This window comes from Mesorhizobium sp. LjRoot246 (genome assembly GCF_964254115.1).
GTDB lineage: Bacteria > Pseudomonadota > Alphaproteobacteria > Rhizobiales > Rhizobiaceae > Mesorhizobium.
In genome coordinates this window covers 5025794-5048219 of the sequence record NZ_CAXUSN020000001.1, presented here as the reverse complement: position 1 = coordinate 5048219, position 22426 = coordinate 5025794, and the positions used below count along the sequence as shown (strand labels likewise).

Here is a 22426-nt window from a genome sequence, read left to right as displayed (position 1 = left end):
TTTACTGGACGAGGACCGAGCGTCCGCAAGTCGCGCCGGTGACCCGGACATCGGCTTCACCGACACCGACACCCAGTGCTGAAAGCACATTGTAGAGCAGGTCGTCGACGGGCGCCGTTACACCGTTCAGCACGGCCACCACCGCTGGCTTCACTGCTCCGAGCAGGGCGGTCAAGTCGATTCCCAGGCCGAGCGCGTTGACCGAAAGCGACAGGTTGCTGACCAGCGACGTGGTGAGCGACTGTGTGATGTTGCGCGTCGAAACGGTCTTGATCGTCTTGTTGGTGATATCGGTCGCGTCGAAGGTCAGCGTCGTCGGACTATTATTGGTGATCGCGGTGGCGGCGGAGCCCATCACCTGTATCAGCGGAATGTTGATCAGCAGCAGTTTGAGGCTCACATCCGCGATGTTTGCGTCTGTGAATGTCTGCGGTTGGCTGAAGTCGCCAAAGCCTGAACTGTTGCTGTTGGCCAGATGCAGCGAGGCAATGCCTGGGTGTGCGGCGATGGAAACCTTGATGCTGGAAGGCCCCGTCGGACAGGTGATGTCGGTCAGTTTGGCTTCGGCATAGGCGACTTCCACATTGAGTGGCAGATTGACCGCCAGCAAGCTGATGCCTCCACCGAGACTGGGGGTGCCGACCCCGACGGTGGCCACCAGTTTGATACGTGTCTGGGCTGTGCGCACCGTGGTGCCGATTCCACCGACCGCGAGCCATGGCGAAAATTGTGCCGGCTCACCGATGGCGATGGTAAGCGCGGTGGACAAAAGCCCGGGTACGGCGGCTCCGAGATTGACCTGAGCCTGGTTGGTGCCGTTCGCCAGCACGGCGGCGGCAGTCAGCATTCCCATGGCGCTTGCATCGACCCCAAGGCCTGTTGGGGTTTGTCCCAGTCCCAGGCTGCCCACGGAGCCAAGGTCGACAAGGCTGCTGAGCGGGATTTTGACCGTACTGGTCGACCTGGACGCGATCGTCTGCAGGGCGACCTTGGCCGTATTGCCGAGCCCGGGCACATTGGCCATAGCCGTGGCGATCTGACCGACGGTCGCTTGCGACGCTAGAACATCCGAATAGGACACACCGGTCAGGTTCAGCTGGGTGGCAAGGCCGTCGACGAAGGAAAGTACGCTCACATCCGCGGAGAGCAGAGAGTTATAGTCCATGACGCTGAGCGAGATGTTTCCGCCGAGAAGTCCACTGAGAAGCGCGTTCAGAATGCCGCCATTGACGCTGGCGAGCCTCGACCCGACCGAGAAGGTCGCCTGCGGCGTCATGCTGGCGGTGGCCTGGGTGCCGATAACGGGAGAGGGGATCAGCGAACTCGCGAAATAGCGGGCGGGGATCTTCTTCAGGGTGACACGGACGGCATTATAGGGTGTAACGCTGGCCTGGAAGCGCTGGCTCACATTGGCGCCGGATGCCACATACCGCCCAGGCGTGACTGTCACGACGGTTTTGCCGACGGCCGGAGCGATTGTTTGTCCCGAACCCTGAACGACAACATTTGGCATGCCGTTGTCGGTCAACGTGGTCACGACTGCAGTATCGATGTTGGTGATGTTCGAGGCCGCGGTGATCGCCGCCAGGTCGACCATTGCCTGCGCTTCGCGGCGCTCGCCATAGATCGAAGCCTCGTCAATTGCCACCGCGGCCAGCGCCAGCGCCACCGGCGCGCTCAGAGCCGCCATGACGGTGAAGTTCGCTTTCCTGTCGGCCAGCATCAACCGCGCCAGCCGGCCGATTCCATTGCCCGCACGCAGCAGCATTCAGATGCCCCCGACCCTGATCGTTGATTGGCGCCTTATCGTGGTTCCAGGCATGGCTATCCCTGGGAAAAGGTTCCAGATCGGCAGGTTGCGGGCATCATACTGTACGGACACCACGAACTGGCTCCCATCGGCCGTGCTGTCGTTGGCCTGGTAAGTCAACTTGCTGGCATCCACGAAAGGGTATCCGCCGGCATTGTTGGTGACGAAGCTGGCAACGAGCGTCTGGCGCTCGGTCTGGTTCAGCCCGGCAATCGCCGTACGGGCCGCGTCCGCCGCGATCTGCTGGATCGAGTTGGCGGCACCGAAATATATACCGTATGCAACCATTCCGAGCAGAAGAAGGATGAAGATCGGTGAGAGCAAGGCGAATTCAACCGCCGAAGTTCCCGAAACATTTCTCCGGAATCTGCGACCTTGAGCCATGTCGATGAGATTGCGAACCATAGCGCCGAGCATGCCAAAGTTCGCATGCAGAAAGCGAAAACCCTATGTGCAACCTGAGGGTGCATGCAATTGAAAGGCATCTCTAATTTAGCGGCTACTTCTTTGATTCTGGCTATTGACTTAGGGTCAATCAGTACTCAGTTGAAAAGAGCTTACCTCCTGTCTAGTCTCCTGCCACCAGCCACCGGCGGGAACCGGTGGCGCGCTCAAAGGGGTCAGATATCGGCTCCGGGGCGTCAACACATAAAGGCGCGCCGACGGCAGCGCCGACAGGGAGAACTTCATGCTGAAAAATATGCTGAAGGCGACGGTGCTCGCCACAACCATGGCGGTGGCCGCCGGCACGTTCTACACGCCGGCTTTCGCCGAGACCGTCTATAACAGGGGATCCGCCGCCGAAGCGGAGACGCTCGATCCGCACAAGACCTCGACGGTCTACGAAGCCGATATCATACGAGACCTGTTCCAGGGCCTCGTCATGCATGACCAGAAGACGAACCTGATTCCGGGCGCCGCCGAAAGCTGGACGGTATCCGACGACGGCACGGTCTACACCTTCAAGCTGCGCAAGGACGGCCTCTGGTCGGATGGCAGCCCGGTGACGGCGGACGACTTCGTCTATTCGTTCCGTCGGCTGGAAGATCCGGCCACCGCTGCCGAATACGCTTCAATGCTCTATCCCGTGAAGAACGCCGAGGAAGTCAACACCAAGAAGGGCAAGCCGGAGGATATGGGCGTCAAGGCGCTTGACGCAAATACCCTCGAAGTCACGCTGAAGGCGCCGACGCCTTACTTCCTGGAGATGCTGACCCATCAGGCGACATACCCGGTCAACAAGGCGTCTATCGAAAAGCTTGGCGCCGACTGGATCAAGGCAGGCAAGCTGGTGTCCAACGGGGCCTATACAGCGGCGGAGTGGATACCCAACGACCATCTGAAGCTGGTCAAGAATCCGAAATTCTGGGACGCCGCGACCGTCAAGCTTGACGTGGTCAACTACATCCCGACCGAGGATCGCTCGTCGGCGATGAAGCGCTTCGAGGCCGGCGAACTTGACAGTTACGGTGACCTGCCGACCGAACAGCTCAACGATCTCAAGGCCAAATTCGGCGACCAGGTTCGTGTCGGGCCGTATCTCGGCACCTACTATTATGCAATCAAGACCGACAAGGCGCCGTGGGACAATGTCGAACTGCGCAACGCCATCTCGATGGCGATCGATCGCGACTTCCTCGCCGAAAAAGTCTGGCAGAATTCGATGCTGCCCGGCTATTCGATGGTGCCTCCCGGCATCGAGGGCTACACGCCGGCGCTGGCCAAATACGCTGACATGCCGCAGATCGACCGCGAGGACGCTGCCAAGAAGATCCTTGAGAAACTCGGCTATACACCCGAGCATCCGTTGAAGATGGAGATCCGCTACAACACCTCGGAAAACCACAAGAACACCGCCGTGGCCATCCAGGAACAGTTGAAGCCGCTTGGCGTCGAGGTCACGCTGCTCAACACCGACACCAAGACCCACTACGGTTTCCTCGAGCAGAAGGGCGACTACGACGTGGCGCGTGCCGCCTGGATTGCTGACTACAAGGACCCGGAAACCTTCCTCGGCATCTCGCGCAAGGCCAGCGGCAACAATTATTCGAGCTACAACAGCCCGGCCTATGAGGCGGCCATGGACAAGGCGGCCGCCGCCGGCGGCAAGCCCGAACAGCGCATGAAGGAACTCGCCGAGGCCGAGCGCATCCTCGTCGACGACGTCGGCGAGATCCCGCTTCTGTACTACAGCTACCACGACATCGTTTCCTCGAAGCTGCATGGCTTCGACGACAATGTGATGGACATCCATCCGTCCCGCTTCATCAGCAAGGACTAAATCCCTGGCCAAGCCGCCGCGCCCTCAGGGCGCGGCGGTGCTGGTTTGCCATCGCATCGGCCCGGGAACCGGATTCGATTTTCGGCAATGTCGGTGCGAAGATTTGAAGGCTAGAGCGCAATCGTCCCGCTGGACGCGCGTTGCTCTGGATCAAGCGGGGCACCGATGCTGCGATATGTATTAAGGCGGCTTTTGACCGCCATTCCGACGCTGTTCGTCATCGTGACCATGGCGTTTTTCCTGATGCGCGTCGCGCCAGGCGGTCCCTTCAACCAGGAGCGGGGGTTGAGTCCCGAGATCAGGGCCAACCTTGAAGCCCAGTTCGGCCTCAACGATCCGCTCTGGCTGCAATTCGTCCATTATCTCGGCAATCTTTTGCGCGGCAATTTCGGCCCGAGCTACAACATGCCGGATTTCACCGTCACCGAGCTGTTCGCCAAGGGCCTGCCCATTTCGGTCCAGCTTGGCGCCTCTGCGCTCGTCCTGGCACTTCTGCTCGGTTCCATGCTCGGCACCATTGCCGCGCTCAATCAGAACAAGCTTGGCGACTATGCGGTGATTGCGCTGGCGACCGCCGGCAGCACAATCCCCACCTTCGTTATCGCGCCGGTAATCCAGCTCCTGTTCGGGCTGACCTGGCGCCTGTTACCGATCGGTGGATGGGGCGACGGCGCTTTCATAAACAAAGTTGGCCCGGTTCTGACGCTCGCTCTGCCGCAGATCGCCATTGTCGCCCGCCTGATGCGCGGATCGATGATCGAATCGCTGCGATCCCATCATATCCGCACGGCACGCGCGCTCGGCCTCTCCGATTGGTCGGTGGTGGTCAAGCACGCGCTGCGCGGCGCCATCCTGCCGATCGTCTCCTTCACCGGTCCGGCCGCCGCAGCACTGCTGACCGGTTCGGTCATCGTCGAGACGATCTTCTCCATTCCGGGCGTCGGCCGCTATTTCGTCGATGCCGCGCTCAACCGCGACTACACGCTGGTGATGGGGACGGTGGTCGTGATCGCCATCTTCACCATCGTCTTCAACCTGATCGTCGACGTCATGTACGCGGTCGTCGATCCGAGGGTGCGCTATGACTGACATCGCAGCCACGGCTCCCGCCGTCATCGGCCGCTCGCTCTGGGGTGATGCCTGGGCGCGCCTCAAGGCCAATCGCGCCGCCATGTTCAGCCTCTTTTACCTCGCTTTGATTGCGGTTATCAGCGTGTTCGGACCCTCGTTCGTGCCGCATCAATACACGACCATCTATGGTGACTATGTGCGCACGCCGCCGAGTCTGTCGGCCTATCCGAAGGCCGACACGATCGAGACGGCGCTCACAGAAGCGATCAAGCGCATGCGGGTCGACATCAAGGAGTGGCGGCAGGAAGGCAACCAGGTCTTCGTGACCGTCAAATCGGCCAAGCCGATCGACGACCGCAACATACGCTATCTCGACCGTTCCGATGCCTTCGATGACACCAAGATCGAAAGCAAGTCCCCTGACGGCCTTGAAGTGACGATGAGCGCCTCGATCAAGCAGCAATATTTCCTGTTCGGCACCGACAACACCGGTCGCGATCTTCTCTCGCGTACGCTGATGGCCGGGCGCATATCGCTGGCCATCGGCCTGCTCGCCGGCGTCGTGGCGGTGGTCATCGGCGTTGTCTACGGTGCCGCGGCCGGTTTCGCCGGCGGCAAGGTCGACGAGGTGATGATGCGCATCGTCGACGTGCTCTATTCCTTGCCCTTCATCTTCTTTGTCATCATGCTGGTGGTGTTCTTCGGCCGCAACTTCGTGCTGATGTTCCTGGCGGTCGGCGCCGTGTTGTGGCTCGACATGGCGCGCATCGTACGCGGCCAGGCGCTGTCGATCCGCCGGCAGGAATATGTCCAGGCGGCGGAGGCGATGGGCGTCGGCCAGCGCGGCATCCTGCTGCGCCACGTCATTCCCAATCTGCTTGGTCCTGTGGTGATCTACATGACGCTGCTGGTGCCGCAGGTCATCATCCTGGAAAGCTTCCTGTCGTTCCTTGGCCTCGGCGTGCAGGAGCCGATGACCAGCTGGGGCGTGCTGATCTCGGTCGGCGCCAAGAATATCGGCACCGCCAACTGGCTGCTCCTGTTCCCCGCTTTCTTCCTTGTCACGACTTTGTTCGCCTTGAATTTCGTTGGCGACGGCCTGCGCGACGCGCTCGACCCAAGGGATCGCTAAGATGGCTGCTTCTGAAACGATCCTCAGCGTCAAGGACTTGCGGGTCCGCTTCCGCACGCTCGACGGCGCGGTCGAGGCGGTGAAGGGTATCAACATCCACGTCAACGCGGGCGAGACCGTTGCCGTGGTCGGCGAATCCGGATCCGGCAAGAGCCAGACGATGATGGCGGCGATGAGCCTGCTGGCATCGAATGGCGAAGCGACCGGCAGTGTCGACTATCGTGGCCGCAACCTGCTGACGCTGAGCAAATCCGAACTGAACCAGGTCCGTGGCCGCAAGATCAGCATGATCTTCCAGGAGCCGATGACCTCGCTCGATCCGCTCTATTCGATCGGCAACCAGCTGATCGAACCGATCCGCCGACATCGGGGCCTGAAGGCCGCCGAGGCGCACGAAGAGGCGCTCAAGCTGCTGCGGCTGGTGCATATTCCCGATCCCGAGCGGCGGATGAAATCCTATCCGCACGAAATGTCGGGCGGCCAGCGCCAGCGCGTGATGATCGCCATGGCGCTGGCCAACGACCCCGACATATTGATCGCCGACGAGCCGACGACGGCGCTCGACGTGACCATTCAGGCGCAGATCCTGATGCTTTTGGCCGAATTGCAACGCAAGCTCGGCATGGCGATCGTCTTCATCACCCACGATCTTGGCATTGTCCGCCGCTTTGCCGACCGGGTCTATGTCATGCGCCAGGGCGAGGTTGTCGAGGAGGGCGAGGCCGAAGCCATCTTCGTCAACCCGCAGCATGCCTATACGAAAATGCTGCTGGCGGCCGAGCCGACCGGCAGCAAGGCGCCACCACCTGCCAATGCCCCGGTGCTGCTCGAGGGCCGGAATGTCGAAGTGACGTTCAGGATCGGCGGTGGATTTCTCGCCGGCGAGCCGCTGATGCTGCGTGCCGTCGACCACATCTCGATCCGGCTGCAGCGCAATCAGACCATCGGCATCGTCGGCGAATCGGGCTCGGGCAAATCGACGCTCGGCCGCGCCTTGCTGCGGCTGTTGCCCAGCGACGGCCTCATCCGTTTCGGCGATCGCGACATCTCCCAGGCCGACCGGCAGACGATGCGGCCGCTGCGGCGTCAGATGCAGCTCGTCTTCCAGGATCCGTTCGGCTCGCTGTCGCCGCGCATGACGGTCGGTCAGGTCATCACCGAAGGGCTTCTGGTGCATGAGCCGAACCTTTCGGGCAAGCAGCGCGACCAGCGCGCGGTCGAGGCCTTGCGCGAGGTCGGCCTCGATCCCAACGCCCGCAACCGCTACCCGCACGAATTCTCCGGCGGCCAGCGGCAGCGCATCGCCATTGCACGGGCCATGATCCTGAAGCCCAAACTGGTGGTGCTGGATGAGCCGACCTCGGCGCTCGACCGCTCGGTGCAGAAGCAGATCGTCGAACTGCTGCGCAAGCTGCAGGCCGACCACGAACTGTCCTACCTCTTCATCAGCCACGATCTATCGGTCGTGCGCGCCATGGCCGACTACATCATCGTCATGAAACAGGGCAAGATCGTCGAGGAGGGGCCGACCGAGGCCATCTTCAGCAATCCGCAGCACGCCTACACACAGACGCTGATGGCCGCGGCGATCGACGTCACGCGGTTTCGCCTGAGCGCCTGACGCTGCCACGGGGCGCAATGAAGCTCATTGCGCCGGCGAGGTGCATCTGCGCGCTCTCGCGCTGGCAATAGCCGCTTCCTGCTGCTTCAGCCGCTCGATCCTGGCCGTTTCGCGGTCGGCAACCGCGGTCTTCACGCGCGAGCCGCCCAGCAGCCAGCGCGGAACGCTGGTGTTTGCAACCTTGCCGCGGGTGACCGCGGTTTGCGAGATGTCACGCGCAACGTCACCCAGCGCGCTGTTGAGCTCGGTACACGTCATCGAATTGTATTTCGCCGGATCGACGGTTCTGCCGATCGATGAACAGGCGGCGACGAGAAACAGCGCAATCATCAGGGCCGGCGGCGAGGCTGTCGTGGAATTCAAACGCATGTCGCATCCGGCTCGCCGTTTCATCGACCCCATCATATCCATCGAATTACCTAGGGCCGATGGTCATTTCGTCAAAATTTGCGCTCGCGAAGGACCTGTCAATGAGCTGAGCCTTTCCGGCCAATGCAGGCCATTCAGTCACGGGCAAACGGAGAAACCCGCCCCGGCGCTGACGCCGGGGCGGGCTTTTTCGCTGTAAGCCAGCCTTCGCGCCGCGCCCGCCACCTCCATCACGGTTGTCGGGTCATTTATTGAAAATTTCCCTGGAAGGTCTCAAGCTGCTTCAGCGACGCATGTCCTCGGAGGGCAACCGCCGAGCACTGCCTGAGCGATGTCGGTTTCATTTTCATCGACATGCGCCGTCACCAAAACGACCCCCTCGGCAACGCCCCGATCACCCGCCTCTGTGGTGATCGGGGCGAATGTTCCGAGTAGACCGCCGGCAACGCCGCCACAGACCGCGCCAGTTGCCAATACGCCGGCGGCAAGAAGATTGACGCCGTGGGTTGCAACAGTGCTCAGGCAAGCCAATCCGCCGACGACGGCACCAAGAACAGACCCCAAAACGGAAGCCCATAGAGGTCCCACTTCGTCATTGTAGGGTCCGATGATGGCAATCTGTACGCGAGGAATTCCAGCTGCCACCAGGTCGCTGGCGACCCGGGCCGCTTCGGCAGGGGAATCAAAAAGTCTGCTGATTGTTCGCATGGTCGCTCAGGCCGTTTTCTTGTCCAGTAGGGTATCGGCAACGAAAGATGCGGCAATCAAGTCGTCGCCCTCGATTCGGCCCTCGTCGCCCTCCAGGATGGCGGCGACCTTCTGGAAGGTCTTCATCTCGCCTTCAGTAATCCGGGCTTCCTGCATCCTGGCCTTGATCTCGGCCACGCGCATGCCCAAGGCATGGGATCTTGTAGTCTCGCGGTTCGACATGGTGATGCTTATCCGTTTTTTTCGATTGTCCCCGCGCCCAACCAACTGAACTTGGGGCAGGTGCAAACGTTCCCAGGGCTGGGCTTCGGTCGGGCGGGGTGCAGGACCTAAGTCCGATCGCAACGCGCAATGGTCTCACTGGCGGCGCTGCTTGGAACGGCCATCGTTTGCAGCCGTTGTCCGCTGCGAGTTTGCGGGAGGAGGCTGATCGAGAGAAGTGTTGGCCAAAGCGCGCTGATTGCCGGCAACTGTCTTCGCGTTGGCCTTGCTGGTGATTGGAACAGCCCTTGGCTGGGCATCCAGGAGAATCGCCTACGAAGATTTTGCATATCGGCGCAGCTACGTCCCCTCTTGCGTCGATAGGGTTCGCTCGCCGGTCCTGTACCTGAGTATGGCGGGCGAACCTCATTTCCATAGGCAACCGATGGCAAAAAAGCATGCCGGCTCCAGCCAGCATGCAACCGACGTTTCAGATTTGGCCTAATCAGTCCAAGGCCGAATCGTCAGCGTCTTGGAGGGGCTTATCGGCGCGTCGGGCCGACGACGAAGGACAAGATTCTTAGCACGTCTCACCAAGGAGCACGCAATCTCGCTCTATCAGCCGGAATAAGAGTTTGAGCGCCGAAGTCGGGATGCGCTAACACTTTGTTTTTCTGGTCGGAGTGGCAGGATTTGAACCTGCGACCCCCTCGTCCCGAACGAGGTGCGCTACCAGGCTGCGCTACACTCCGTGACCAGACCGCGGGCTTATAGCCGCCGCACTTCGTTCCTGCAAGCGGCAATGGCAGCGCTTCTGTCGCATTTCGTCCGCTTTCGTCAGGCATTTCCGCAACGCTCGGATTTCGGTTCGGAATAAACGTGGCTTAAAGCCTTGTGTGCTAAGCCGCAGCCCTCGACAACCTTATTTTCCGCCGCTCGGAGTTTTCCAGTCTTGCCCCTCAGGATCGTTGGCGACGCCCGGCCCAACAGTTTCGAATTCGAAACCGAAGCGCTGATCAAGGCGTCCGGCTTTCGCGAATACGATGCGCGCTGGTGGTTTGGCCATCCCGGCTCCGCGCAACGACCGGAACTCAATCTGATCGGCGTCCAGGCGCTCGGCATGGGGCTTGGCACGCTGATTCGCCGTCTCGGCACCGGTCCCGATATCGTCACCGGACATGATTTTCGCTCCTATTCGCTGTCGATCAAGCTGGCGCTGGTGTCCGGCCTGATGGCTGCCGGTGCGCGCGTCAGGGACATCGGCCTGGCGTTGTCGCCGATGGCCTATTTCGCTCAGTTCGCTTTGGATACTTCCTCGGTCGCCATGGTCACCGCTTCGCATAACGAGAACGGCTGGACCGGCGTCAAGATGGGCGCGGCGCGGCCGCTGACCTTCGGCCCGGAAGAGATGAGCGCGCTGAAGACGATCGTGCTGGCCGGCGATTTTGACCTTGTCGGCGGCGGCTCTTATGATTTCGTGCGTGATTTCCGCGCGACCTATCTCGACGATCTAACCGGCGACAAGCGCATCACGCGAAAGCTGAAAGTGGTCGCGGCCTGCGGCAATGGCACTGCCGGCGCCTTCGCCCCGGAGGCGCTGCGGCGCATCGGCTGCGAGGTCATACCCCTCGATGTCGAACTCGATCACACTTTCCCGCGCTACAATCCCAATCCAGAGGACATGCAGATGCTGCATGCCATCAGGGACAAGGTGCTGGAGACCGGAGCCGATGTCGGACTTGGCTTCGACGGCGATGGCGACCGCTGCGGTGTCGTCGACAATGAAGGCAATGAGATTTTTGCCGACAAGGTCGGCGTGATGCTGGCACGGGATATTTCCAGCCGGCACCCGGGCTCGACCTTTGTCGTCGACGTCAAGTCGACCGGCCTGTTCAATACCGACAGCGTGCTGCGGGCTAACGGCGCCGTCACCGATTACTGGAAGACCGGCCACTCCTACATCAAGCGCCGCGTCGCCGAACTTGGCGCCGTCGCCGGTTTCGAGAAGTCTGGCCATTTCTTCTTCAACCCGCCGATCGGCCGTGGTTACGACGATGGGCTGGTCACCGCCATCGCCATCTGCCAGATGCTGGATCGCAGTCCCGGCAGGTCGATGGCCGATCTCTACCGCGCGCTGCCGCTGACTTTCGGCACGCCGACCATGTCGCCACACTGCGCGGACGACATGAAATATGGCGTGGTCGAGCGGGTGGTTGTCGACTTTCAGGCCATGAAGCGGGATGGAGTGGTTTTCGCTGGGCAGAAGATTGCAGACCTCATCACCGTCAACGGCGTTCGCGTTGTCGCCGAGGACGGCACCTGGGGGCTGGTGCGCGCTTCATCCAACAAGCCGGAACTGGTGGTCGTCGTCGAAAGCCCGGTGTCGTCGCAGCGCCGCCGGCAGATGTTCGAGGCCGTCGACGCCGTACTGCGCCGCAGCCCGGAAGTGGGCGCCTACAACCAGACCTTTTGAATGGTAACCGAATGACCGAGCGGATTGTCAGTTTTGTCATGAGCGGCGGCGTCGGCTCGCGGTTGTGGCCGCTGTCGCGGGAGGACAATCCCAAGCAGTTCCACGATCTGTCGGGCGACGGCTCGATGCTGGCCAAGACCTTGCGCCGGCTGACCGCGCGGCCGGAAGGCGAAACGCCGATCTTCCTGATCGCCGCGGAGCGTCACGCCGATCGTGTCCACGCCGATCTGGCCGGCCTCGATCTCGCCGGCGGCGGTCCGCTGTTCGAGCCGGCAGGGCGCAACACCGCCGCCGCCGTCGCACTGGCGACACTGCGCACACTGTCCGAGTTCGGCGACAGCCTGGTGCTGGTGGTGCCGTCAGACCATGAGATATCAACGCCGCGCCAATTCTGGCAGAGCGTCGAAGCCGGCACCGAGGCCGCCCGCACCGGCCGGCTGGTGGTGTTCGGCATAAAGCCGACGCAACCCGAGACCGGCTACGGCTATATCGAGGTCGCAGCCGAAAGCGGCGGCACCTTCGATGTCTCACGCTTTGTCGAAAAGCCGGACCTTGCCACTGCGCAAAATTATCTTGAGGACGGAAATTTCTACTGGAACACCGGTATCTTCCTCTTTCGCGCCGGCGCCATGCGCGACGCCTTCGCGGCTTTCCAGCCCGATATCTGGCAGGCCACCGAAACAGCCTACAAGGCTGCGACATCGGATCTGTCCGGTCTCTATATGCCGCTTGAGCTCTACACCGCCATCCCGTCGAACTCGATCGACTACGCCATCATGGAGCGGGCGAAAGACATTGCCATGGTGCCGGCGGGCTTCCGCTGGAACGATCTCGGCTCGTGGCAGTCGCTGCTCGATGTCGGTCCAGCCGACGATCAGGGCAATGTCATCATCGGCGATGTCGTCGCCATCGACTGCGAAAACTCCTACATCCGCAGTGACGGTCGCCTGCTGTCGGCGATCGGCATGAAGGACGTCGCCATCGTCTCGACAGCGGACGCCACCTTCGTCGCCCCGGTCAGCCACAGCCAGCACGTCAAGAAAATCGTCGAGCAGCTTGAAAAATCGGGCCGGCTGGAGACCCGGTTCACGCCGGCGCATGACCGTGTCATCGAAAGCGGCGCATGGCGCCGGCGCGTGCATCACTGGCTGTTTCAGGAGACCTTGCCGCTGTGGTCGACATCGGGCGTCGACGAGCGTCACGGTGGGTTTCATGAGGCGCTCGGCCTGGACGCCTCGCCGTTGATGAAGCCCAAGCGCATGCGCACCATGGCCAGGCAGGTCTATGCCTTCGCCGTCGCCGGGGCGCGCGGTTGGGACGGTCCGGCCGACCGGCTGATCAGCCATGGCATCGCGTTCATGGCCGGGAAGGGCCGCACCGACAAAGGCGGCTGGGTTCGCACGCTGAATGTCGACGGTTCGGTCGCCGACGCCACCGAGGACGCCTACGATCATTCCTGCGTGCTCCTGGCGCTGGCGCATGCGCATATGTCGGGCAATCCCGACGCCTTGCGTCTCGGCGAGGAAACCTTCGCCTTTCTCGACGCGCATCTCGAGGATAGCCGCATGACCGGCTTCCTCGAAACGTCGGACGGGGAGGGCGAGCGTCGCTCCAACCCGCATATGCACCTGCTCGAGGCGTTTCTTGCCTGGTATCAGGCGACCGGCGAGCGCGCCCATTTGCGCCGCGCGGCGCGCATCATCGACCTCTTCCGCAGTCATTTCTTCGATCCGGAAAGCTGGACGCTTGGCGAGTATTTCGATGCCGAATGGAAGCCATCCGCCGGCGACAAGGGCTCGTGGACCGAGCCCGGCCACCATTTCGAATGGGCTTCGCTGCTGGTCGATTTCGCCGGACGCAGCGGCCAGGCCGAGTTGAGCGGCTTCGCCAGGAAACTCTACGCCTCGGCGATTGCCAATGGCCTCAACCGTGCCACCGGCCTTGCCTATGGCGCTGTCTCGCGGCAGGGCTTGCCGCTCGAGCTGACATCGCGCAGCTGGCCGCAGGCGGAAGCAGTAAAGGCGGCGATCGCACTCGACGGTTCGGGCGGCCCCGATCTCAAGCCCGAGATCGAAGCGCGCGTCGGCCGGCTGTTCCGCTGGCACATCGACCCGGCGCCGCTCGGCCTGTGGATCGACCGCATCGACGAGCGCGGCCGCTCGCTGGCATCGGACGTGCCGGCCAGCATCTTCTATCATCTGGTCTGTGCGCTGACTCAGTATCTGGACAGCACGGCGGAGAAGGCGTGAGGCCCTACGCGGCCTTGCGGAATTGGCCACTCGCGCCATCACGACTTTTGATCGGAAGTGGGCATTCGCGATCTGTACCCATCGATGAAAATAGTTCAGGACCGATGTCGATTTCCGGGAGGCTCATTCGTCTTCACGATAGGAAGCCGAAGAACCCAAGCAAGGAAACGGATGCGATGACAATCACCATCACGGCATTTGAACGATCGCCCGATGGCGGCAAGGGACTGGCGCGCGATACGCGCGTTCGCTGGGCGCTCGAAGAAGTGGGGCAGCCTTATGAGGTTCGTCTTGTTTCCTTCGCGAATATGAAGGCGCCTGACCATCTGGCCATCCATCCCTTCGGCCAAATCCCTACCTATGAGGAAGGTTCTCTCTCGCTGTTCGAGACCGGCTCGATCGTCTTTCATCTTGCTGAGCAGCATGCGGGCCTGCTGCCTGGGGATCGCAATGCGCGTGCGCGCGCGATCACGTGGATGTTTGCCGCACTCAACACTGTCGAGCTGCCGATCCTTGAATTGACGACGGCAAGAATATTCGAAGCTGACAACCCTTGGAGCGAGGAGCGCTTGCCGTTGGTAAAGGACCGTGTTCGCGCTTGTCTCGACAAACTCTCTGCTCGCTTAGGCGTCGCCGACTGGCTCGATGGTGAATTCAGCGCGGGCGATTTGTTGATGGTATCGGTGCTGCTGCGACTAAGAATGTCAGGCATTTTGGACGAGTATCAGAACTTGGCTGACTATGTTGCTCGCGGGGAAGCTAGGCCCGCTTATATCAGGGCTTTCGCGGCGCAATTTGCGATCAACGCCCCCGAGCGCTTATGAGCCTACGAGCTAGTAAGGGCTCGCCACATCCCCGGTCTCGACATAGACCGACTTCAGCTGCGAATAGAGCGCCAGCGCCGCCAGCGAGTTCTCGCGGCCAATGCCTGACTGCTTGAAGCCGCCGAACGGGATTTCCACCGGCGTCAGATTGTAGGCATTGATCCAGCAGGTGCCGGCTTGCAGCTCGGCGATGACCCGGTGGGCGCGCGGCAGGTCGCGCGTGAAGACGCCGGCAGCAAGGCCGAATTCAGTGTCGTTGGCGCGGTCGATCACCTCGTCCTCGCCGTCGAACTTCAGCACGCTCATGACAGGCCCGAAGATCTCCTCGCGCGCGATGCGCATGGCGTCGGTGACCCCGGTGAACACCGTCGGCTCGACGAAAAAACCACCCTGAAAACCCTGCAGTGAGGGCAAATTGCCGCCGCAGGCGAGAACGGCGCCATCCTGCTTGCCGATTTCGATATAGCCGACGACCTTGTCGTGCTGCGCTTTCGACACCAGCGGCCCCATCTGGGTTTCGGGGTCGAGCGGATCGCCGATGCGGATTTTTTTCGTCCGCTCGACCAGCCGTTCGACGAAGCGGTCATGGATACCGCTCTGCACGAAGACGCGTGTGCCGTTGGAGCAGATCTGGCCGGTCGAATAGAAATTGCCGAGCATGGCGCCGCCAATGGCGTTCTCGATGTCGGCATCGTCGAACACGATCAGCGGCGACTTGCCGCCGAGCTCCATCGTCGCGTGCTTCATCTTCGAACCGGCGAGCGACAGCACCTTGCGACCGGTTGGCACCGAGCCGGTCACCGAAACCTTGGCGACGACATCGTGGCCGACAAGGCCGGCGCCGACATCGCCATAGCCCTGCACCACGTTGAACAGCCCATCGGGCAGGCCGGCCTCGCTGTAGATCTCGGCCAGCGCCAGTGCCGAAAGCGGCGTGTTCTCCGACGGCTTGAACACCATGGCATTGCCCATGGCGAGCGCCGGTGCCGATTTCCAGCCGGCGATCTGGATCGGGTAATTCCACGCGCCGATGCCGACACAGACACCGAGCGCCTCGCGCCTTGTGTAGGCGAAGGACCCGCCGAGATCGACCGACTCGCCATTGTAGGCGGCGACCGCACCGCCGAAATATTCAAGGCAGTCCGCAGCCGACGGCGCATCCGCTACAAGCGTCTCCTGGATCGCCTTGCCGGTATCAAGCGTCTCGATGCGGGCGAGGTCGGCGTTGCGGGCGCGCAATATGTCGGCGGCGCGGCGCAGGATGCGCCCGCGCTCGACCGGCTTCAGCCGCGCCCAGGCGGGCTGTGCCGCCCGCGCTGCCTCGACGGCGAGTTCCAGCACGTTCGGCGTCGCCGAACGCAGCATGGCGATGGTCTCGCCGGTTGCCGGATAGATGACCGGCAGCGGCGCGCCGCCTTCGTCTTCGATGTAGCGTCCGTTGACATAGTGCGATGCCGTGGGCTGAGCGCGCATGGAAGTCTCCAGATTGTCTTTCGCGGCATGCGGATCGTGCAGTCACACGATAATGCTCTATCTGTCGGAGGCCTGCCAGCGCGGATTGATCCATGGTTCCTGGTTGGACGGCGCCAGCGGCGTGCGGCCAAGGATGTGGTCGGATGCCTTCTCGCCGGTCATGATCGACGGCGCATTGAGGTTGCCGTTGGTGACGCGCGGGAAGATCGAGGAATCGGCGACCCGCAAGCCGTCGACGCCGATGACTCGGCATTCCGGATCGACGACGCTCATCATGTCGTCGGCGCGGCCCATCTTGCAGGTGCCGCAAGGATGGTAGGCGCTCTCGGCGTGGTCGCGAATGAAGACGTCGAGATCATCGTCCGACTGCACCTGGCTGCCGGGCGAAATTTCCTGTCCCCGATAGGGGTCGAATGCCGATTGGCCGAAGATTTCGCGCGTCAGCCGGATGCAGTGGCGGAACTCCGCCCAATCGTCCGGATGCGACATGTAGTTGAAGCGGATCACCGGCTTCGATTTCGGATCCGGCGAACGCAGCGTCACCGAGCCGCGCGACTTCGAGCGCATCGGTCCGACATGCGCCTGGAAGCCGTGCGACTTCGCCGCCGCCTTGCCGTCGTAGCGGACTGCTGCCGGGATGAAATGGTACTGGATGTCGGGGTAGTCGACGCCGGCTCGCGAGCGCACGAAGGCCGCCGCCTCGAAGTGGTTGGTGGAGCCTAGGCCAGTCTTGAAGAACAGCCATTGCGCACCGATGAGCGCTTTCGAAAACGGGTTCAGCACCGAATTGAGCGTGATCGGCTGTGTCGATTCCTGCTGGATGTAGAGTTCCATATGGTCTTGCAGATTGCGGCCGACACCGGGCCGGTCGGCCACCACCGGAATGCCGTTTTCGCGCAAATGCTCGGCCGGGCCGATGCCGGAGAGCATCAGGATCTTGGGTGAATTGATCGACGATGCGGCGACGATAACCTCACGTCGTGCCTTAACGACCTGAATCTGTTTGTGAGCTTCGATCTCGACGCCGATGGCGCGTTGATTCTCGATGATCACCCGCCGCGCAAAGCCCTTGACCAGACTCACATTTTTGCGCCCGAGTGCCGGCTTCAGATAGGCCGATGCCGCCGACCAGCGGCGGCCGCCGCTAATGGTCTGCTCCATCGGCCCAAACCCCTCCTGCTTGGAACCGTTATAGTCGTCGGTCAGCTCGAACCCGGCCTGGCGGCCGGCCTCGACGAAGGCACCGTAAAGCGGATTGCGCCGCGAGCCACGCTGCACATGCAGCGGACCACTTTTGCCACGCCAACCATCCTCGCCACCGTTCGAGTCTTCCATGCGCTTGAAATAGGGCAGCACGTCGGCGAAGCCCCAGCCGGCCGCACCCTCTTCGGCCCAATGATCGAAGTCGCGGGCGTGGCCGCGCACATAGACCATGCCGTTGATCGAGGACGAGCCACCGATCACCTTGCCGCGCGGCGTCGCCAGCACGCGGCCGCCGAGATGCGGTTCCGGCTCGCTTGCAAAGCCCCAGTCATAGAGGCTCATGTTGAGTGGGATCGACAGCGCCGAAGGCATCTGGATCAGCGGCCCGATATCGGTGCCGCCGAACTCGATGACGATGACCGAATGCTTGCCGTCCTCCGACAGCCGGTAGGCCATGGCAGAGCCGGCCGAGCCGGAGCCGATGATGACGAAATCTGCTTCAAGCATGGTTCATATGCGCCATAAAATCGGCGAGCGAGACATTGCCGCCGGTAGCCACAACAAGGACGGTTTTGTCCTTCACATCCACCTTGCCGCCGAGCAGTGCGGCGAGCGACGCAGCACCCGACGGTTCGAGCACCAGCTTCATCCGCTCGAAAGCGATCCGCATGGCGCTACGCACCGATTGATCGTCGACGGTGATGCCGCGAACGCCCGCGGTCTTGACCGCGGCAAACGGCGCGTCGCCCGCCGTCGCGACATCAGCCCGTCGCAGATCGATTTCGGCGCGATCGGCATCGTCTCGATGCTGCCATGTGCGAGCGATGAGCCCATGCCGTTGAAACCTTCCGGCTCGACGCCGATGATCTCGGTGGCCGGCGACAGATAGTGGAAAGCAAGCGAAACGCCGCCGATCAACCCACCGCCACCAACCGAACAGAACAGAAGGTCAGCGCTGGCGTCCTTGGCGGCAAGCTGGTCGAGCGCTTCGAGGCCGGCGCCCGCCTGGCCGGCTACGATCTCCGAATCGTCGAATGGATGCAGCAGGGCCAGACCTTCCGTCTCGGCGATCTCACGCGCCTTGGCGGCGGCGACTTCCTCCCGCGCGCGCTCGCCATGGTCGGTCAGCACGACGCGGGCGCCGTAGCCCGCCGTTGCGTCGCGCTTGGCAGCCGGTGCATCGATCGGCATGACGATGGTGACGGGAATGCCAAGCGCCTGGCCGGCGGCCGCCAGCCCTTGCGCGAAATTGCCGGAGGAATAAGCGACGACGCCTTTCCTGGCCTCGTCGGCCGAAAGCTGCTTCAGCCGCCAATAGGCGCCACGCACCTTGAACGATCCAGCCCATTGCAGCGATTCCGGCTTGATGAAGACGCGGGCTGCTCCCGTCTCTCGGGCCAGTGCCGCCGATTCCAGCAGCGGCGTAATCTGCGTCGCCTTGGAGGTGACGGCGTAGGCCTGCTTGAGATGGTCGAGGGTGGGCACGAAAAGATCTGACATCATTCGCCTCGCGGATACCGTTTGCTCTCTTCGAGATTGTCGAGGTTCATGTGGTTGCGCATGTAGCGCTCGGACGCTTTTTGCAGGGGCTGGAAATCCCAGGGGTAATAGGCGCCGTTGCGCAGCGCCGGATAGACGACCCAGCGGCGCGCCTGGCTTTCGCGGACAGCGGCATCGAAGCCGGCCATGTCCCAGCGCCCCCGGACCTTTTCCATGAATGCCGCCACCAAGTCCGCATTGGCGGGATCGCCAGCCAGATTGTCTCGCTCGAGCGGATCGGTTTCGAGATCGAACAGTTGAGGCGGATCGAGCTCGCAATGGACGAATTTGTATCTGCCGTCGCGGATTGCCACCAAGGGCGCGTTGGACCCTTCGGCGGCATACTCCATCAACACCGGCGCGGCGCGCTTGATGCCTTCGGTGAGCGGCAGTAGCGACTGGCCGTCGGTCCACGGCGCGATCGCAGCGATGTCGATGCCGGCGAGGTCGCAAAGCGTCGGCGCCACGTCGAGATTGGAGACCGGCGTCTCGATCCGTCCGGCGCGAACACCCTTGCCGGCAATCATCAGCGGCACCCGCGCCGAACCCTCGAAGAAGCTCATCTTGAACCACAGGCCGCGCTCGCCGAGCATGTCGCCATGGTCCGAGCAGAACAGGATGATTGTGTCGTCGGCCATGCGGGTGCGCTCGAGAACGTCCAGGATCTCGCCAAGCTTGTCGTCGACATAGGAGATGTTGGCGAAATAGCCCTGTCGCGAACGGCGCACTTGTTCCGGCGTGATCTCGAAAGAGGGGTAGTCGCTGGCGTGGTACAGCCGCTGCGAATGCGGGTCCTGCTCGTCATGCGCGATGAACCTGGTTTCCGGGTCCAGCGCCTGGCAATTCTCATAGAGATCCCAATATTGTTTGCGCGCGACATAGGGATCGTGCGGGTGCGACAGCGAGACAGTGAGGCACCACGGCCGATGGCTCGCATCGTCTTGTTCGCGCGAAAGCTGATAGAGCTTTTGCGTGGCCAGGAACACAACCTCGTCGTCATACTCCATCTGGTTGGTGGTCTCGGCGACACCGGCGCCGGCGACCGAACCCAGATTGTGGTACCACCAGTCGATGCGCTCGCCGGGCTTGCGGTAGTCCGGCGTCCAGCCGAAATCGGCCGGATAGATGTCGGTGGTCAAGCGCTCTTCGAAACCGTGCAGCTGATCCGGCCCGACGAAATGCATCTTGCCCGACAGGCAGGTGTAATAGCCGGCGGCGCGCAGATGGTGGGCGAAGGTCGGGATCGATGAGGCGAATTCGGCGGCGTTGTCATAGACGCCGGTGCGCGACGGCAACTGGCCGCTCATGAAAGAAGCACGGCCCGGCGCGCAGAGCGGCGACGCCGTGTAGTTGTTGGCAAAGCGCGCCGAACGCGCGGCCAACGCTTTCAGATGCGGTGTGTGCAGAAACTCCGCCGGCCCGTCCGGAAACAGGGTTCCGTTGAGCTGGTCGACCATGACGATCAGGAAATTGGGTCGCTTCGTTGTCACTGTTTGCGCCGCTCACCGAGTTTGGTTTCGAGATAGTCCTCGACCAGCGCGATCGCGGTCGCGGCGTCGGGCACGCCGTCCTTCAGTGCGCGCCTGATGTAGAGCCCGTCGATCATTGCCGCCGTCGCTTCTGCGACGCGGTCGGCTTCGGCTCTGGGCAAGATGCCGGTCAGCCCGCTCATCAGGTTCGAATGCAGCCGCCGCGCGTAGACCCTGAGCAGCCGGCGCAAGGCCGAGGATTTCTGGGCCTCGACATAGAAGGCAAGCCAGGCGGCAATGGTTTCCGGCTGGAACTGGATGTCGGAGAAGTTGACGGCAACCACGGCCGAGACGCGTTGCCGCGCGGTACCGGCCGAACCAAGGGCGCGCAACGTATCGGCGGTAAGCTCGGCCAGGATGTGCCGCATCGTCGCCAGCAGCAATTCGTCCTTGGCGCCGAAATAGTGATGGGCAAGAGCCGACGAAACGCCGGCGCGCCCGGCGATCTCGGACATGGTCACGTCGAGCGAGCCGCGCTCGCCGATCGCCGAGATCGTCGCGTCGATGAGCGCCTTGCGGCGCAGCGGTTCCATTCCGATTTTCGGCATCTCGCAATGATCCTTTCGAACAGGATTATTTTTTATTGACGGGTCAATCAACAAAAAAATCGGCACCGGCTTCGTCTGCACCAAGCGATTGTCTAGCTTCAGCCCTTCACGAAGCGGGCAGGATTGTTTATATTTGAACAATAAAGGCGAACTGCGCCATGAGCCCATATGCTAGGCTGGCGCCAAGGATGGAGACCGCCATGACCGCATGCATCGTTGGCTGGGCGCATTCGCGCTTCGGCAAGCTTGAGGGCGAAACGCTCGAAAACCTCATCGTCAAGGTGGCAACGGACGCGCTCGACCATGCTGGCATCGGCCCGGACGAAGTCGACGAAATCGTGCTCGGCCATTTCAACGCCGGCTTTTCGGCGCAGGATTTCACCGCCAGCCTGGTGCTTCAGGCCGACGACCGGCTGCGCTTCAAGCCGGCGACGCGCGTCGAGAACGCTTGTGCCACCGGATCGGCGGCGGTCCGCCAAGGCATCCGTGCCATCGAGGCCAATGCCGCCCGCATCGTGCTGGTGGTCGGTGCGGAGCAGATGACGACCACGCCCGGGCCGGAGATCGGCAAGAACCTTCTCAAGGCGTCCTATCTGCCCGAGGATGGCGAGACGCCGGCGGGTTTCGCCGGCGTCTTCGGCAAGATCGCGCAGGCCTATTTCCAGCGCTATGGCGACCAGTCGGATGCGCTGGCGATGATCGCCGCCAAGAACCACAAGAACGGTGTCGACAACCCCTATGCGCAGATGCGCAAGGATTTCGGCTATGAGTTCTGCCGCCAGGAGAGCGAGAAGAACCCCTTCGTCGCCGGTCCGCTGAAGCGCACCGACTGCTCGCTGGTCTCCGACGGCGCCGCCGCCCTTATCCTCGCCGATACCGCGACGGCATTGAAGATGCGTCGCGCCGTTGCCTTCCGCGCCAACGAGCATGTGCAGGATTTCCTGCCGATGTCGAAGCGCGACATCCTCACCTTCGAAGGCTGCGAGCAGGCCTGGACCCGGGCGCTGAAGAACGCCGGCGTGACGCTCGACGATCTCTCCTTCGTCGAGACGCATGACTGCTTCACCATAGCCGAGCTGATCGAATATGAGGCCATGGGCCTGGCCAAGCCGGGAGAGGGCGCCAAGCTGGCGCTGGACGGTACAACGGCCAAGGATGGCCGCCTGCCGGTCAATCCCTCAGGCGGGCTGAAGGCCAAGGGCCATCCGATCGGCGCCACGGGCGTATCGATGCATGTCTTGACTGCCATGCAGCTTGTCGGCGAGGCAGGCGGCATCCAGGTGCCGGGCGCAAAACTCGGCGGCATCTTCAATATGGGCGGTGCGGCGGTCGCCAACTACGTTTCAATATTGGATCGGATCAGGTAGAAGCAGCCCGTATTTTTACGGGGTAGCC

17 protein-coding genes, 1 tRNA gene and 1 pseudogene are annotated in these 22426 nt (G+C 62.3%); 8 read left to right on the top strand and 11 right to left on the bottom strand.

The window, feature by feature from the left end:
- Position 1: 1 nt before the first annotated feature.
- Both ACSQ3L_RS24840 and ACSQ3L_RS24835 read right to left on the bottom strand, forming a co-directional pair.
- Positions 2–1768, bottom strand: a complete 1767-nt coding sequence (locus tag ACSQ3L_RS24840; RefSeq protein WP_436162306.1) for a hypothetical protein — start codon at positions 1766–1768, stop codon at positions 2–4.
- Entirely contained in the window at positions 1769–2215 is a 447-nt protein-coding gene (locus ACSQ3L_RS24835; protein WP_436163518.1) for a TadE/TadG family type IV pilus assembly protein, read from the bottom strand.
- A 283-nt stretch (positions 2216–2498) separates the two neighbouring features.
- Here ACSQ3L_RS24835 and ACSQ3L_RS24830 point away from each other — a divergent pair, with 283 nt between their 5' ends.
- The 4 genes from ACSQ3L_RS24830 to ACSQ3L_RS24815 all read left to right on the top strand — a co-directional run bounded on the left by ACSQ3L_RS24830 (position 2499) and on the right by ACSQ3L_RS24815 (position 7915).
- Positions 2499–4091 carry a peptide ABC transporter substrate-binding protein gene (locus ACSQ3L_RS24830; RefSeq protein ID WP_436162305.1) on the top strand — a complete coding sequence of 531 codons (1593 nt, stop codon included), beginning with the start codon at positions 2499–2501 and terminating at the stop codon, positions 4089–4091.
- Between the two features lie 165 nt (positions 4092–4256).
- Positions 4257–5180, top strand: a complete 924-nt coding sequence (locus tag ACSQ3L_RS24825; RefSeq protein WP_436162304.1) for an ABC transporter permease subunit — start codon at positions 4257–4259, stop codon at positions 5178–5180.
- Positions 5173–6294 carry an ABC transporter permease gene (locus ACSQ3L_RS24820; protein ID WP_436162303.1) on the top strand — a complete coding sequence of 374 codons (1122 nt, stop codon included), beginning with the start codon at positions 5173–5175 and terminating at the stop codon, positions 6292–6294. Before ACSQ3L_RS24825 ends, ACSQ3L_RS24820 begins: the two co-directional genes overlap by 8 nt.
- 1 nt (position 6295) lies before the next feature.
- Positions 6296–7915: an ABC transporter ATP-binding protein gene (locus tag ACSQ3L_RS24815; protein WP_436162302.1), complete on the top strand. Its 1620-nt coding sequence runs from the start codon at positions 6296–6298 to the stop codon at positions 7913–7915.
- A gap of 24 nt (positions 7916–7939) precedes the next feature.
- On the opposite strand, the gene ACSQ3L_RS24810 is transcribed toward ACSQ3L_RS24815, so the two are convergent.
- The 4 genes from ACSQ3L_RS24810 to ACSQ3L_RS24795 all read right to left on the bottom strand — a co-directional run bounded on the left by ACSQ3L_RS24810 (position 7940) and on the right by ACSQ3L_RS24795 (position 9945).
- Complete coding sequence (locus tag ACSQ3L_RS24810; RefSeq protein WP_436162301.1) at positions 7940–8284, bottom strand: hypothetical protein; 345 nt, start codon at positions 8282–8284, stop codon at positions 7940–7942.
- Positions 8285–8557: 273 nt separating this feature from the next.
- The gene (locus ACSQ3L_RS24805; protein WP_436162300.1) at positions 8558–8992 is read right to left on the bottom strand and encodes a hypothetical protein; all 435 of its coding nucleotides are present in this window, start codon (positions 8990–8992) and stop codon (positions 8558–8560) included.
- A gap of 6 nt (positions 8993–8998) precedes the next feature.
- Positions 8999–9214 (bottom strand): hypothetical protein, encoded by a 216-nt coding sequence (locus ACSQ3L_RS24800; protein ID WP_436162299.1) that lies wholly within the window; start codon positions 9212–9214, stop codon positions 8999–9001.
- A 654-nt stretch (positions 9215–9868) separates the two neighbouring features.
- Positions 9869–9945 (bottom strand) — tRNA-Pro (locus ACSQ3L_RS24795).
- A 200-nt stretch (positions 9946–10145) separates the two neighbouring features.
- Here ACSQ3L_RS24795 and ACSQ3L_RS24790 point away from each other — a divergent pair.
- The 3 genes from ACSQ3L_RS24790 to ACSQ3L_RS24780 all read left to right on the top strand — a co-directional run bounded on the left by ACSQ3L_RS24790 (position 10146) and on the right by ACSQ3L_RS24780 (position 14739).
- Entirely contained in the window at positions 10146–11666 is a 1521-nt protein-coding gene (locus ACSQ3L_RS24790) for a phosphomannomutase/phosphoglucomutase (protein WP_436162298.1), read from the top strand.
- An 11-nt stretch (positions 11667–11677) separates the two neighbouring features.
- Positions 11678–13915 carry a mannose-1-phosphate guanylyltransferase/mannose-6-phosphate isomerase gene (locus tag ACSQ3L_RS24785; RefSeq protein ID WP_436162297.1) on the top strand — a complete coding sequence of 746 codons (2238 nt, stop codon included), beginning with the start codon at positions 11678–11680 and terminating at the stop codon, positions 13913–13915.
- A gap of 176 nt (positions 13916–14091) precedes the next feature.
- On the top strand, positions 14092–14739 hold the full coding sequence (locus ACSQ3L_RS24780; RefSeq protein WP_436162296.1) for a glutathione S-transferase family protein: 648 nt from the start codon (positions 14092–14094) through the stop codon (positions 14737–14739).
- A gap of 9 nt (positions 14740–14748) precedes the next feature.
- Here the strand turns inward: ACSQ3L_RS24780 and betB are convergent, their stop codons facing one another.
- The 5 genes and pseudogenes from betB to betI form a co-directional block, all read right to left on the bottom strand.
- Entirely contained in the window at positions 14749–16212 is a 1464-nt protein-coding gene (gene betB, locus ACSQ3L_RS24775) for a betaine-aldehyde dehydrogenase (RefSeq protein WP_436162295.1), read from the bottom strand.
- Between the two features lie 57 nt (positions 16213–16269).
- Positions 16270–17922, bottom strand: coding sequence for a choline dehydrogenase (gene betA, locus ACSQ3L_RS24770; protein WP_436162294.1), 1653 nt, complete (start codon positions 17920–17922; stop codon positions 16270–16272).
- Positions 17915–18918 (bottom strand): annotated as a pseudogene (locus tag ACSQ3L_RS24765) (threonine/serine dehydratase). The gene betA and the pseudogene ACSQ3L_RS24765 overlap by 8 nt, the downstream one beginning before the upstream one ends.
- Positions 18915–20444 (bottom strand): choline-sulfatase, encoded by a 1530-nt coding sequence (betC, locus tag ACSQ3L_RS24760; RefSeq protein ID WP_436162293.1) that lies wholly within the window; start codon positions 20442–20444, stop codon positions 18915–18917. The pseudogene ACSQ3L_RS24765 and the gene betC overlap by 4 nt, the downstream one beginning before the upstream one ends.
- Positions 20441–21031, bottom strand: a complete 591-nt coding sequence (gene betI / locus ACSQ3L_RS24755) for a choline-binding transcriptional repressor BetI (protein ID WP_292182115.1) — start codon at positions 21029–21031, stop codon at positions 20441–20443. The genes betC and betI overlap by 4 nt, the downstream gene beginning before the upstream one ends.
- 200 nt (positions 21032–21231) lie before the next feature.
- Here betI and ACSQ3L_RS24750 point away from each other — a divergent pair, with 200 nt between their 5' ends.
- Positions 21232–22398, top strand: a complete 1167-nt coding sequence (locus ACSQ3L_RS24750; RefSeq protein ID WP_436162292.1) for an acetyl-CoA acetyltransferase — start codon at positions 21232–21234, stop codon at positions 22396–22398.
- The last annotated feature ends 28 nt before the right edge of the window (positions 22399–22426 follow it).